Consider the following 14,244-nt stretch of genomic DNA (forward strand, 5'->3'; position numbering starts at 1 on the left):
GGGACTGATCAATTTTGTCCTGACACGGTGTGCTGGCAATTGACAACTCAAGTATCAAGGTGCATCCCTGGCTGGCATGGTCTCAAACACCGCCTGATAGCGCGGGTCTTGCTCGGCCTTGGCTTTCCAGTAATCATAATATTCTGGATAAGGTATGGGGTGCAGGCGTTGCAGGGTCAGCATGCTGCGGGCGGCTTTTTTGGGTTGGCCATTGAGTGCATAGACTTCGGCCTCAATATTGAGGATGTGAACAAAGCCAAAGCGTGGTGCCCAGGTTTCCATGTAGTTGATCTCTTCTGCCGACATGCCTTCGCGTGGTTTGATGCGGGTCAGTTTGAAGTATTCAAAGAACTGCGGGAACAGGGTGAATGCTGGTTTTTGCAGGAATTTTTCTTTCGATTCAAAACCTGAGCTCACGTCGCGTATGGACTTGAAGCCGGTGACCACGCGTTGATAATCAAGAGTGACAGCCGCCAACAATATGCAGCCGATGGCAAACCCGGCCAGCACGATGCCGGGCCTGACCACGGTACCGGCAGCAGGCCAGCGCAATTGATGCACCATGCCCATGAGCACGCCCACAGGTATCAGCACAAAGGCATACCAGAGCGGGAACTCGACCATACTGTGTACACCAACGGCAAACAGACTGAGGGTGCAAAACTGCAAGGCAGTACTTTTGGCGTTGTTTTCCGCAGTGCTTTTAACAACGGCTTTGTCAGTGGATTTGCCATATCTGATACAGGTCTGGTAAAACCACCAGCACAAGCCGCCCATGATGAGGATGGTGGCTGGCCAGCCCAGTTCGGCAGCCAGGTTCAGTGGCAGGTTATGGGCATGCTCGGCATAGGTGCTGGAGGTAAAGTCTGCTCCGACACTGACCTGGCCAGGGCCAAATCCAAACCAGCCCACACCCAGCCATGGGTGTTGTGCTGCGAGTTGCCAGGCGGTTTGCCACAGGCCGGTACGTTCAGAGCGGCCACCGACATGGTCGGCCACGGAGCCGCCAGAAAACCCTATGGCCTGACTGATTTGCGGCAGGCAAAAGGTCAGCACGGCATACAGGGTGACCAGGGCCAGCATGGCGATGATGACGGGCGTGCCCTTGCGTTTGCTGGTGCCCAGCTTACTGGCAGTATAGGCAAAAAACAGTGGCACCAGTATCCAGCCTATGCGCGATTGCGTTAGTACCGCACCCCATAGCAAGAGCGCAGCGATGGCAATCGAACTAAAACCAGAAAATGTACGTGTGCGGTAAAAATGCCAGAGCCCTGCCAGAGCAAAAAAATATAACAGGGCGAGTTGATTGGGTTGCGCCACGTTGGCATAGGGGCGCATGGCGATAGCCGGGTCTTTGGCGATGTACATGACGACCGGCGTTGCATCCAGCCCCAGGATCTGGATATGCTGGAACACCAGCGACACCGATGCTGCCAGCAGGCTGGCGAGAGCAATCGCGCTCACCGCCATGTCCAGCCCGCCCTGCTCAAGCGCGAGGCTGCTGCCAAACACCATGGCCAGCGCAAACAGCAGCAGATACAGGATGGGGAGTGCAACAAAGCTGGCTGGCGTTATCATGCCCAGCGCCACCTGCAGGAGGATCAGCAGGATGATCGCGCCAGGCAAGGCGAGCAGTGCCGGAAAGCGCAGGCGCACTGTTGTTCTGGATGCAGGTGCAAACCCAGATTCAGATTCAAATTCAGATACTGAAGACGGGCGAATGACAAAAAACGCCATTGCACTTAACAGACCAAGACAGATGATCAGGTCGTGATAAAAAGTTCTGTACGGATGGATATGATAAGGATGTGCGTAGCTGAAAAAAATCGCTACCGCAAAAATGATCAATGCCAGCTTGCCTTCCTTTGCGGATGCCATTCGGGATACATTTCAAGAATTGGCCTGGCATGACTCATTGTGTATCAATGAGTCATGCCAGGCCGGGTAAGTATTGCATTTTAACTACATTTTAACTACATTTTAAGAGCGAGTGGCATGATGCCTTTGTAGGCCGCTGTTTTTGCATCAAGCACGGCAGGGAAAACCGATGCCCTTATTTTGATGGGTTGGTATTTGCAGGTTTTTTCATCGCAGTCATTCGATTTTAGCCATGACTGTATGTCTGCCTTTTTGTCTTCATTGTTTTTTTCCAGTACGGTGAAGTCCTCGGCGTTTTTAAGGATTTCGTCCTTCATGTCGGCATAGGGGATATGCAACTGCGTCAAATGGCCTTTGTTACCGCCAAAAGACATCATGGCGTTGACATTGCTGATATCGGCAGGATCGGTCGGTTCTTTGGTGCCGACCAGTTTAGGGCCCCATATCGGCAAAGTCGTCTTGCCTTTTGCCAGCGAACCATCGGTAATCTCGGACGCCTGCACTACCTGGAATTCTTTACCCAGCGCAGCGATGTAGGCCGGACGTGCTTCCAGCAAGGTACTGACACCGTACAAAAAGGCAGAAACCTGCACAACAGCAATGACTGCCAGATCAAACACCAGTCCTTTCTTGCCCGGTTTGAACACCACCAGCGTTAGTGCTGGCCCCAGTACTACGTCAATACCAACGATGAGGAAGAAGATTTCATAACCGCCGATTGCCCTCAGCATGGGCGTGGGGTACCACATATACCAACACATCATGAGCAAGCCGAGACCAACCATGCAGCTCAGGAAAAAATGCGTGCCACTGGCACGATAGCGAGATATAGATGTTTTCATAGTAGTTGACATGAATCGTAAAAAAATCCCGGAGACCCGGGTCAGGTTCTGTCACATCAGGGCATCTTGGTCTCAGATTGAATACCAAAGCATTTCCATGGAGTTGACATCACCGACCGGGTATCGGTCAAAATCAAAGAAAAGCATGCATATTCTAATAAGTTTTTTCGCCATGATCAAGACTGGCGCGGCTTGCACGACATGCAAAATCAGGATACGGCGACGCGGTTCAGGATAAATATTTGCATCAAAGTCAATATTATTGCACACTAATGCGCACTATCCCGCTCATAACTCTTACCCTGTGATCTGTCGCAGACATCCATCTTACTTATCATGAATGAAATAGAACCTGTACCTGCCTCCCCTCTGAAGAAGCTACTGTGGATGTTTTATTTCAATGCCTTATGGCTGTTCTTGTTGCTGCCAGCCTGCTTTGTCGCGGCCTATCTTTCCTACGACCTGGGCATAAAGAATATGCAGAACATGCCCTATCTGGTGGGACAACTGTTTGCACAAGCCGCTGTAGGCGCAGTTATATTTTACTACCTGCTCTTGCGCAAGCGCGGCAAGACTTACCTGCTCTTCATCTTCCTGTTATTTTTTGCAGTCATGTATGTGGCTGGTGATATAGGTATGGACAAGCAACGGCAGCAAGCCAAAATCGCCATACAGTCGGCCAGGGAAGAAATGCAAAAACTGACGACCGCCGTTCAGCAGGACAATAACAGCAAAGATGGCAATCAATTGTCCAGTGTCATAAAAGCGGGCTCTGCCACAACACCCAGGGCAAGCGGGCAGTATGGAGAAATCGAGCGCTTACTGAAAGACATCATGATGGGCGCGGCCACTTTCAGGAATGATTATGTTCGCGATCTCAAGGCAACTGGCTGGGAAAATATTACCGACATCAAGCGCATCAGGCAAGATAAAGACATGCTTGAAAGTAAACGTATACTTAACGCGGCCAGAGCCGTCGTCAATAAATTTGAGGGCAATACTGAAAATCTGTTTGAGACCTACAGGGCCAAGATTAACGCACTCTCACTGGACGAAGAGGCCAAGCGAGGCTTGCTGAAGGGCTTTAACCGTAGCGCACAAAATTCAAAAAACCAGTTTGCCCAAAATTGGGCGCTGGAAAAGAAAACCATGCAGGAAGTCGAAGGAATGCTCACGCTACTGACTGACAAAAAGAAATGGAACCTCCAGGGTGAGCAAATAATTTTCTACGATCGGGTCGTTATGGCTCAATTCGATCAACATCAACAGCGCTTGCAAAGCATCAGTAAAGAACAGGATGACATGCAAGAACGCCACATGAAGAAGAGCAGTGACGCGCTCGATAAACTGGACAATATTTTCCAAAAATAAGAACCTGAAAATACATGAAAGTCTATCTCGACGACGAAAGAACAACCCCGGATGGATGGACGCGCACCTATTGGCCGGAAGACACGATTGCCTTGCTAAAAACAGGTGAAGTCACCCATCTTAGTCTGGATCATGATCTGGGGGACGACGAACACGGCACAGGCTACGACGTGGTGTTATGGATAGAAGAAGCCGTGATGACAACCGGCTTTATACCACCGCAGGAAATGCGCGTGCATTCGGCCAATTCTTCTGCCCGGCAAAAAATGGAAGCGGGCATACAGAGTATTTTGCGGCATCTGCAAAAGACTTAGCTAGCTGTCGCCAGCCTCACAGGCAAGACAAAACTCACTTTGGTCCCGAGCACCTTGACCTGCAATTTCCAGATGATCTTGAATTCAGAGCGCCCCAGCGGGCCACTGCGTGGCAGCTCTGCGGGCAGGCTGAGCGTAAAATCTACCCTGCCTGCGCCATGGGCGATGCGCTTGCGCTTGAGTTCTTGCGACCATAAGGTACTCGTGGAGCTTTCCTCTGCACTGTTATTTACATGGATACAAGCGACTTCCCATGTCAAGGGATAGTCTGCCGCAGGCTGGCGCATGCCCTGCCCCAGTCCCCCGGTGAAGGTCAGGGCCGCAGGCACATCCCTGCAACCAGGATGCAAAGGTACTGGCAACTGCAACACCAGTCTGCCCAGGCGCTTGCGCAGGTAAACGCGCCAGCAAGCATACGCGACCAGCATGATACTGGCGACGGGCGACAATATCAGCAGATATTCCCCAGAGACACAAGCGCTGCCACATTGCCTTGCTGCTCCCCACGAAAAGCCCGTAGTCATCAGTAGGCAAACGATGGACGCGACCAAGAGATTAGTGTGCGTGGCATGTTCGGCATGTATATAGCGGCGGGTTATCTTTGGCCTGGCAGTTGCTGTCAGTTCGCTCATGGGCACCCCAGCGCCGCCGCTGCCTGTGCCTGGTTGAAATAGCGTGCATAGCCGCAGGCGTCTTCACCGTACAAGTCTTTCTTGCTGCGGTCTGCGCCTGCCAGTTGCAGGAAGCTGATCACAGCCAGTTGGTTGTATTGGGTAGCGATCATCAGGGGTGTAGAACCACGGCCACCATCGAAAGCCTGGTCCATGGCGACCCCACGTTCATGCAGGTAGCGCAGGCTTTTCAGGGCGCCTTTGTAGGCGGCGTAGTGGGCAGGCGTCCACACCTTGTTACTTGGGCGGCGCAGGTCAGCATCAGCATCGGCCAGCAGTTGCACTATCTCTACGCTATCATTCGCGATGGCGGCAAACAGGGCGCTGCGTTCACCGTTGCCATCGGCATCCCGTGGCGTTACCAGATCGACTTGCGCGCCTTTTTGCAGCAGGTAGCGCACCTTGGCAATGTCATTGTCATCCGCCGCCTGCATGAGCAGGCTGCGCCCTTCTGCGTCTCTGGCATTGACATCACCGCCAGCATCGAGCCTGGCTTGCAGCTGTGCCAGGGTTTCGGCTTGCACTTCTGTGTGCTGATTATTGCTGCTACGCTTGCGGCTGCGACTATCACCCGCGCTACTGAAAATGACAAGCGCTGCAATCGCAATCAGGATAAAGAAAATGCCATAAGCCCAGAACCAGTTACGGGTTTGCTTGCGGGTGTCGCCAGGTAATATCGGCAGGCCAAACAGGTTGGCTGGCTCGCGCGGGTATTGCCTGGCCAGCACATCACTGGCATTGACTTGCCCGCCCACGCCCTGGCGCACTGGCAATTTGAAGATCAGTTCGGCATCCAGTGCCTTGAGCTTGAGTTTCCAGATGACCTCTACATCCTTATGATCCTGCGTGCCGCTGGCAGGCATGTCTGCGGGCAGGCTGATCTTGAAGTCCACGCCTGGCGCGCCATGCACGACTTGCTTTGTGCCCAGTTCTTGTGACCACAGGGTTTTTGTTGAGGTATCTTCGCCACGCCGGTCTTCATGCTCGCACAGCACTTCTGCCTGCACCGGGTAATGGGTTCTCGCGGTAGCCATACGCAAGCCGAGGACGGGCTCAAAGCGCAGGCGCAGCAGCATATCTTCTATGCCGGCATAGGGTTGTTGTGCCAGGCTCAGTACGGGCTCCCCTATGCGTCTGCGCAAAAAGCGCATGCGAAAGGCTGCCCAGATCATCACCACACCCACCATCACAAATACGGTGATAAAAGCGGTCAATATGCCATCTGCATTTTTTTGCATATACACCGTGGCTGCTACCGGCATGCAAATCAGGTTCCAGATTACGGCAAACAAGGTCATGGGCCCGGCGCCGCTGTTCTCTGCAGCCAGCTCCAATTGGCCGGAGTAGCCTTGAGAGCTTAGCTGTCGATTGCCCTTGAATTCTCCGCCAGTATCTTCTTCATCAGGCCTGAACCAGATAGCCCACAGCGCCCACAAGGCGCCCAGGCTGATCGCCGGGAACAAGGTAGCAAAGGGGATGAGGAAAATGATAGCGTTCAGGTGGGTTTGCCTGTCATACACGGCAAAAGCTGGCTGTTGCGGGTCCATCCAGAGGGTGACGCTTTGATCGTTGCTGCGGGCTTGCAGCAGGCTGGCGTGTGTTTTGCGATTGTAACCGTTGTAGCCATCGCTGTTGTCACCGCCTACGCTGATGCGTTTGCTGCGGTAAGCCTTGCCGTCATACTGATACACAAATTCAGCATCGACTGAATAAACCGGGCCATCTTCAGCGCGAATTTCACGCAGTTCCAGCTTGTCGATTCTGGCCTGCACCGCCACCAAGTCACCGGCACGCCACCAACCATGCAGTTGCTGGGCCATGGGAAAAATCCCACCAAACCAGCCACCTAAACCAAATCCGACTACGAACACCAGTGAAAATAGACTGGCACCTAATTTACTACCTATTCTTTTTGTTTTTATCATGTCTGCAATGTAGCAAACCGTTTTGCGCACTGCAATATCTGCGATGCAACACTGATGGTTACTTGCAACAGGCTGTTTTGCGCTGACAATGTCATACTGCCGTCACATTCACGAAGTAAAAATTGCCCTCTCCATAAAAAAAACCAGCTGCAATGCTGGTTTTTTTATGACAAACAAGGTCAGGAATAATTAACCCAGCCAGCCTGCATACTCTATGCCGTTCTGTATCACCCCGATAACCAGCGCCTGATTTTCTGTGCTTTCGCAAAAACTGGCGAGTGCTCCGGCGGGTGTAATTGCACCGCTGTTAAGCGCATTGGCCCAATAATCAAAACCTGCCTTGTCAGGGGTGCGGTGCAAGACATTGTTATAAAAATTGGTGATCAGGGTCGTGGTGCTAGGGTTACTGCCATACAGTTTTTGGAACTCGGCAGAAGAGAAGAACCCCGCCGCTACCGTCGTCAAACTAGACCCATGTTCCATATCATTGATCCAGTAGCCGAGGCCAGCAAAATCAGGCTTGCGGTCAAATGCTGCCTGGTACAAACGGTAAGCCTGGCCCGCGATGCCCTTGACATCAAAAGTCACATAGTGACGATCATCAAACTTGAGCTGCTCGACATTCAACAGTGTATCGGTACCTAGCTGCCCGGTAGTATCCTTGACGGTGACCGTGCTGCCTGACTTGGTAATCGCATAGCGCGACGCAGTACCGCTATACAGCGCCAGGTCATTACCAGCACCACCGTCTATCGTATCGCTGCCACCCGAGCCCGAGATCAGGTCATTGCCAGCGCCGCCCAGCAGGCTAACGCCAGTGTTGCCATAAGCATGCAGGTATTCGACATTCGCATAATTGACTATCGAGGCATTGAAATTCACCCAGACGGTATCAAAACCTTCGTTGGCAACTTCGATGACCTTGTCGAGGCTATTGTCGAGTACATAGTCATCGTCGCCCCTGCCACCCATCATCAGGTCATTGCCGTCGCGGCTGTTCTCCAGCCAGTCAAAACGGTCATCACCGTCGCCACCGATGAGGGTATCATTGCCTGCGCCGCCTTCAAGGCTGTCGTTGCCTGCATCGCCATAGATAACATCATTGCCACCCAGGCCACCAAGAAAATCATTGCCACCACCACCCCGGATACTATTGGCCAGGTCGTTGCCAGCGATGACGTCAGCAGCGGCCGATCCTATGGCATTTTCATATTCGCCGTAAAACCAGCGCAAACTGACCGGGTCACCGCCATTGACGATGGTATTTGACGCATCGTAATAACTCATCGCTACACCTACCAGGTGCGAGGCACTGACGATCTTCACGCCCATCTCAAAATAAGCGCCCTGGGTGTACATGGACAAATCAACCGTATCAACACCGCCCTTGTCAAAATAGGTACGATAACCGTCGGTGCCAGCGACTATCATATCGTCACCGCTACCACTGGTACCCTTGCCTTCGCCATAGGCCTGCTGCAAAGCGATCACATCCAGGATCATGGGTGTAAACGCATGCAGAAATGATGAATGGTTCTGGTCATCATAAGACATGATGGAAAAATATTCCTTGTACATGTCTTTCGCACTTTTGATACTAAAGCCCAGGGTATCGAAGCCCAGATACTGGGTCGCGGCATAATCAGTGGTGATCACAGGTACGCCGTTGCTGTAAGAGCTATGCGGGTGCGACAAACCCAAAGAATGTCCCAGTTCATGCATCAGGGTCTGGGTTGCCACCGTGGTCAGGTCTAGTGAATAATCACCACCAAAATCGGACGAAGCCTGATTCAGTTTGATGTCACCAGCCCCACCCACATACCCAAAATTCCTGTCGTCATTGGCACCTGAAATGGCGCTGTAGCTGACATTCTTCAGGTTCTGCCAGTTGATATTGATGTCCGACAAATTCGCCTGCCCGACCACTGCGGGCGTCACCAATGAATAACCGCCATAGGTGTCATAATCCACCACGCTGGAAAACGATAGATTGGCAAACTGCGAATAAATATCCAATATCGCATTGATGTTATTAATCTGCTTTTGTGTCCAGGGATAATCACTGCCACCCTGCATCACATCAGTGGTAAAACTGTCCGACACCGAGACCCGGATATATCCCGACAGGATGTAATTAATCAAACCAGGCCCAACCCCGTCAAAATTGAACATGGCCCGGGTAATCGGGGTCTGGGGGAAATAGGGTATGTAAGTCGCCATGGTATTTTTCTATCAGTTCGCAGTTTGAATTTGCCAGATATAAAGGGTGCACATCAACAGTGAATGCCAGTTTGGCATTGTACGTGATCTGCTGTCATTGGGCACCTTCTTGTGTAGCTGTATTAAGTACGAACAAGACTATAGATTGGAATGGGGAGCGTATGATTTTTCGGTTTTTTGGGAATTTAAATAGTGACATCGTCACCTTCATTTACTCTCATATGCTTAACAGCACGCGACTGCCACTAGAACATTTTTAGCCATACATATGCATCGCAAAGCGAGCATATACAACACTGCTTCAGGCATCACAAGCAATTGACGCTTGGAGAAACAAACCCAGATCCGATAAATAAAAAATATACTGGCGGAGCAAGGGAAGACAGCACAAACAAAAGCAAGGATCTGCCCTCATGGTCATGACGAATTAGCTTCCATTGCCTGCATGTCATCAAGATCAAAACTCCCCACAGGAGCAATGCCATGGCCAGCATCCCCTGAGAAAGACCACCATACAATTGCGCATTGCCGGTACAAGCGAAATCTGAAATGATCTGCAAAAACTGTTGTTCGCAATATGCCCAGCCATAAGCGCAAGCGGCCATCAATACGTGCAGTGCAAAAAAAACGTATTTACTGTTCATCAGGGACTTTGTGTTCATTTCTGCTATCGCCTTGTCAATCAAGGCACATGCATCATAAACCGCTAGTGTGAAGAGAAGATGCGTTGAGGGTGAACAGGTACTGTTTACTTGTACAAGCCAAACAGAGCAACCACGAGCTGATAGGCAGTTAAACGGCACCGTCTGCTTTACATTGAAGTTCTTCACGGTGTGCACGCAGATATGTGCCCACCAATGAAGACAAGGGCAAACCTGCCAACCTCAACGATGTCTCTGCAATTAAATCCGGCTCAGGCAAGGATGGGCTGACATCAAACTGCTCAAACCATACATCTTGCGGAAATACGCTGAACTCGCCATATTCTTTAGCGCCATCTCTGGCAAAAGGAATTGCCGCATCAAGCAGCATCTTTAATTCATCGGCGGCAACCACTGCAAGTGCGTGACGAGTCAGCTTTATTTGCTGAACTGATGGACAATGATTCGACAAATAATCAGGCAGGCCTGAACTGGACACGTCCATCGCAAACTGCCATAAATACCAAGCTGTTTTTGCACTTTCAGGAAGATCAGGGTATTCATCGATCAGTTCAGGGGACAATATCTGATGATCAAATAACTTGAGCAGGTGAAAGTAAATACTTTCAAAGACAAGATGCGCATCAGATTCTGCAAAGATGCTATCTGGTACTGGAATAAATTTTTTCATTTCATCTCTTGAGCTCAAGCTGGCTCCTTGTCATACCCTTGTTGCAACAGCCCCAATCGGTCAAGAAACCCGGACTCTAAAGTCAGGCATACATCCCGCACAGCTTCCTGAATAATAATATCTTCGACTTCATAAGAACCTGGTCGCCAGTAATCGATCAAAGATTGAAGTGGGGAGTCCAAAGATGTGGGATTAAGACACCACCATTTATCCCTGCCGATCACAGAAGGATAGCGATAATAGCCGTCAGTAAATTGCTCAAATTCCCCTTCTTTTGGATGAAAGTTGCTGGTAGGTTCAAATTTTTCTGAAATGTGGATATTGATTGCAAACTCTCCCACTTGCCATGATTTATTCGACGCCTGAAACGCGATCAGAATATACTTCCTTAAGTTGGGATGAAGGCCCAGATAGAAACTGCTGCTCTTTGGTATGGCTGAACAAAATGGCTTGTCCAGTCTTTTGATAGAGGGATATCGTTGCTTTGCAGATTTCCAAAAGGCAGCAATAAATTTTTCGTAGATTTTCTTTTCAGCCATGTTCTTTTAAAGCATTCATCATATCTTCAAATTGACATATTTTTTGAAATCAAGAGACAAGTTCCAAGCTACACTATCATTGCGGAAGACAATTTTTCTTTAAAAAAGGCATACCATATGCCATTAAATTTTTGAATTGCGTGGATACCACTTCTTCCACATTATCCTTATTTACCTCTACCCATGAGTCCAGCTCCAGAGACATTATTTTTGGCAGGCGGGCCGTTGCCTCCTGCGCATCAGAGCAGAGAGTAAATTCTGAGGAAAAGGATAAAGATGGCCTGCGTCCAAGTTGAGGAAAACGCTGCAATCTCGACCAGCCAATTTCGATGGTAAATTGGTCTCGACCATTGAACTCTGGAGTAAAAATCACATAGAGATTGACTCCGGCTACCGTAGAACTGTCTTCCCAAACTTTTTCTGTATCAAAGAAGTAGTCGCTACTCCCTTTGAAAAGAGAAAATGCCTGCAATTCTTTTTGCATGCATGCCGCGAACTGATCTAATACTCTTTTCTTTAATTTCTTGTTCATGGTTTTTATTTGCCTGAGAGCATAGTGACATGCTCTGCCACAGGGTCTGGAGTAAACGTAATGTCAAACGCAACCGCAATACCAAAAAAATCGGGGAGCGCAAATAAAGCGCTCTCAGCTTATATCAGCACATTTAGATATGAACGGCACAGCTGTTGATGAGGCCGTATCTCCTTGCACCACGCCTCGCCTAGATTTGTCATGTAATCGAAGTCTTACATACATGCAGCATGACAACCGATTTTAAGGTTTTTACGATGAACGCATAATGGGCACCAGATCAAAACACACCTATCAGGAGAATTCGTACCATGAATGCTTTCGCGATCAACCATCACGCAACAAATTGCCTGGCCCAACAAAATTTAAACGCTTATGTAGCGCAGCAATTTCAGGATGCAGCATTGCAGGTTCCGGTTTTCCATGATGATAGCAAACCTCAACAGCGCAAAGAACGCAAAAACCCTCTGCCGTTGTGCTACTTTCCTGATCGCTTCCAGCAATCGGACTCGCAACCTATTGGGGCAAAATTAATATCTCTATCTGGCGGTTTTTTACACTAGATCCTTTACCATTAAAACCTGTAAATGTCAGTAGATGCATGTTGTGCATGCACTACATGATCATGCATCACGCACACTGGAACTCATTTCATCAATAGAGATGAGTCCAGAAAAACCGCAACCTACTACCTCACCCCGCCCACACCGTATACACTATCCCATTCTGTATCTGCCCTATGACTTGTGCCTGGTTTTCTGTGCTTTCACAAAAGCTGGCCAGTGCTGCTGCGGGGGTGATCAGGCCCTTGCTGAACTGGTTGGACCAGTAATCAAAACCTGCCTGGTCTGGTGCGCGGTGCAGGACGTTTTGATAGAAGTTGGTGATCAGGGTATTGGTGCTGGGGTTGCTGCCATACAGTTGCTGGAATTCTGCTGACTGGAAAAAACCAGCGGCCACCGTGGTCAGGCTGGAGCCCTTGTCCATGTCTTTGATCCAGTAACCCAAACCGGCCAGATCAGGCTTGCGGCCAAATGCGGCCTGGTAGATGCGGTAAGCCTGGCCAGCGACACCGTCGGTATCAAAGGCCACGGCAGTGTCGCTGAATTGCAGGCGTTCTACCTGGCTCATACTGATGGTACCGTCATTGCCGACATTGTCTTTCAGCACCAGGTTGTTAAGCGTGCCTGTGCTGGTATAGTTGGCGAGTTTGCCTGACAAGACCAGGGTATCAAGCCCGCTGCCGCCAGAGATGCTGTCATTACCGCCGCCACCGATGATGGTGTCATTACCGGCACCGCCAGAGATGGTGTCACTGGCGCTGGTACCGGTCAGGTAATCAGGGCCAGCCGTGCCATTGATGTTGAGGCCGGGGGCAACAAAATTACCGATAGTAGAAAACTGGTAGCTGCTGGTGCCCGCGTAATTATAACCAGCCAGATCCTTGATGCTTCCATCGGGGATACTGAGACTGTAGGTGGTGTCATAGGACAACGGGTTGTTCGTGTGTATCGTCAGCTTGTTGCCAGTCAGGGTCAGGTTGGTGCTGAAGGCAGCATCAAAATCGGCCACAGTTTTGCCTGTGCCGTCCTTGAGCAGGATGTGGCCAGAACCACGCGCAATCTCTTCACTGAAGGTGACCACGATATCGCTATTGATGGGTACGGACTTGCCAGATTGCGTGGGCGCAAACGAGACGGCAGTTGGGGCGGTGGTGTCGCCCTGGCCAACTACACGGATAGAGGTATTGATCCCCATTTTCTGTAACTGGGCAGCGTTATAGACGGTGACGTTACCAGCCATGTCTGCGACTTCTACCCGGCTGACGTTGTAATAACCGTTGGGGTTATTGCCTGCGATAGTAAAGGTCTGATTGGTCGTGCCATCTGCCCAGGGGTCTTTAAAGCCACCGAGCACGATACCGGCATACAGGCTGCCATCGGTTTTTACATCATGGGTCAATGGCGGGTCGGTGATGATGGAGACATAGCGTATGCCTGACTCATAATCCGTTGCAACAGCTTTGAGATCTATATTGACATCACCCTTGACCAGGTTGACGACGGACGGGATGTTCAGGGAATTCAGCACCGGTGGTGTAACATCATTCTTGACAACAGCATTGCTCAGGCCAATGACATAGTCAGCATTGGTAGAACCAAGATTGCTGACCTTGACAAAAAAGCCGCCGTGATTATAACCACCTGAATAGCTGAACTTGATGCCGTCATCGTTGTAGGTCTGCGCAATGGCGGGCGTCAGGTTATACAGTATATTGCCTGCACTGTCGGTGATCTCTATCTTGACACCGGCATAGGTAGAGTCCCAGGTATTGCCACGGTAATTGTTCAGGGCATCATTCGACACGACGATGGAATAAATGCCTGGCCCATCCAGGTCCAGCTCATACCAGTCTGTTGTGTCGGTAGCAGACAATTTACCAAAAGAACGTTTGCCATTACCGAGTTTGTAAACAGTGCTGCGGTTAAATGAATCGATGGTGATGGTTCTTTCATCTGCATTCGAATTCAGACCGTAAACATAAGACATAAAACTGACCTTTAAAGATAAGAAATGGTGGCGGCTTCATTCAAGCCATCAAAAGAAACAAAGGATGCCG

At 50.2% G+C, this 14,244-nt stretch carries 13 protein-coding genes; 3 read left to right on the forward strand and 10 right to left on the reverse strand.

Annotated elements, in window-relative coordinates:
* Positions 1-54: 54 nt before the first annotated feature.
* A complete protein-coding gene (locus ACO0LI_RS17345) occupies positions 55-1,878 on the reverse strand; it encodes a Wzy polymerase domain-containing protein (RefSeq protein ID WP_423034045.1) in 1,824 nt (607 codons plus the stop codon).
* A 95-nt stretch (positions 1,879-1,973) separates the two neighbouring features.
* Positions 1,974-2,720: a hypothetical protein gene (locus ACO0LI_RS17350; RefSeq protein ID WP_422953782.1), complete on the reverse strand. Its 747-nt coding sequence runs from the start codon at positions 2,718-2,720 to the stop codon at positions 1,974-1,976.
* A gap of 336 nt (positions 2,721-3,056) precedes the next feature.
* On the opposite strand from ACO0LI_RS17350, the gene ACO0LI_RS17355 reads away from it, so the two are divergent.
* A complete protein-coding gene (locus ACO0LI_RS17355; protein ID WP_423034047.1) occupies positions 3,057-4,091 on the forward strand; it encodes a hypothetical protein in 1,035 nt (344 codons plus the stop codon).
* 14 nt (positions 4,092-4,105) lie between these two features.
* Positions 4,106-4,405, forward strand: a complete 300-nt coding sequence (locus ACO0LI_RS17360) for a cyclic-phosphate processing receiver domain-containing protein (RefSeq protein ID WP_423034049.1) — start codon at positions 4,106-4,108, stop codon at positions 4,403-4,405.
* Here ACO0LI_RS17360 and ACO0LI_RS17365 read toward each other — a convergent pair.
* From ACO0LI_RS17365 to ACO0LI_RS17395, 7 genes are all read right to left on the reverse strand, one after another.
* The gene (locus tag ACO0LI_RS17365) at positions 4,402-5,037 is read right to left on the reverse strand and encodes a hypothetical protein (protein WP_423034051.1); all 636 of its coding nucleotides are present in this window, start codon (positions 5,035-5,037) and stop codon (positions 4,402-4,404) included. The genes ACO0LI_RS17360 and ACO0LI_RS17365 overlap by 4 nt on opposite strands.
* Positions 5,034-7,001 (reverse strand): ankyrin repeat domain-containing protein, encoded by a 1,968-nt coding sequence (locus tag ACO0LI_RS17370; protein WP_423034053.1) that lies wholly within the window; start codon positions 6,999-7,001, stop codon positions 5,034-5,036. The genes ACO0LI_RS17365 and ACO0LI_RS17370 overlap by 4 nt, the downstream gene beginning before the upstream one ends.
* 189 nt (positions 7,002-7,190) lie before the next feature.
* Positions 7,191-9,221 carry a DUF4214 domain-containing protein gene (locus ACO0LI_RS17375; protein ID WP_423034055.1) on the reverse strand — a complete coding sequence of 677 codons (2,031 nt, stop codon included), beginning with the start codon at positions 9,219-9,221 and terminating at the stop codon, positions 7,191-7,193.
* Positions 9,222-9,529: 308 nt separating this feature from the next.
* Positions 9,530-10,051: a hypothetical protein gene (locus tag ACO0LI_RS17380; protein ID WP_423034288.1), complete on the reverse strand. Its 522-nt coding sequence runs from the start codon at positions 10,049-10,051 to the stop codon at positions 9,530-9,532.
* Positions 10,014-10,553, reverse strand: coding sequence for a DMP19 family protein (locus ACO0LI_RS17385; RefSeq protein ID WP_423034057.1), 540 nt, complete (start codon positions 10,551-10,553; stop codon positions 10,014-10,016). Before ACO0LI_RS17385 ends, ACO0LI_RS17380 begins: the two co-directional genes overlap by 38 nt.
* A 14-nt stretch (positions 10,554-10,567) precedes the next feature.
* Entirely contained in the window at positions 10,568-11,092 is a 525-nt protein-coding gene (locus ACO0LI_RS17390; protein WP_423034059.1) for a hypothetical protein, read from the reverse strand.
* Between the two features lie 76 nt (positions 11,093-11,168).
* On the reverse strand, positions 11,169-11,624 hold the full coding sequence (locus tag ACO0LI_RS17395) for a hypothetical protein (RefSeq protein ID WP_423034061.1): 456 nt from the start codon (positions 11,622-11,624) through the stop codon (positions 11,169-11,171).
* Positions 11,625-11,935: 311 nt separating this feature from the next.
* On the opposite strand from ACO0LI_RS17395, the gene ACO0LI_RS17400 reads away from it, so the two are divergent.
* Positions 11,936-12,187: a hypothetical protein gene (locus tag ACO0LI_RS17400; protein WP_423034063.1), complete on the forward strand. Its 252-nt coding sequence runs from the start codon at positions 11,936-11,938 to the stop codon at positions 12,185-12,187.
* 130 nt (positions 12,188-12,317) lie between these two features.
* Here ACO0LI_RS17400 and ACO0LI_RS17405 read toward each other — a convergent pair whose 3' ends face one another.
* Entirely contained in the window at positions 12,318-14,174 is a 1,857-nt protein-coding gene (locus ACO0LI_RS17405) for a DUF4214 domain-containing protein (RefSeq protein ID WP_422954227.1), read from the reverse strand.
* Between the last annotated feature and the right edge of the window lie 70 nt (positions 14,175-14,244).

Source organism: Undibacterium sp. Tian12W, assembly GCF_049339405.1.
Lineage (GTDB): Bacteria > Pseudomonadota > Gammaproteobacteria > Burkholderiales > Burkholderiaceae_D > Undibacterium.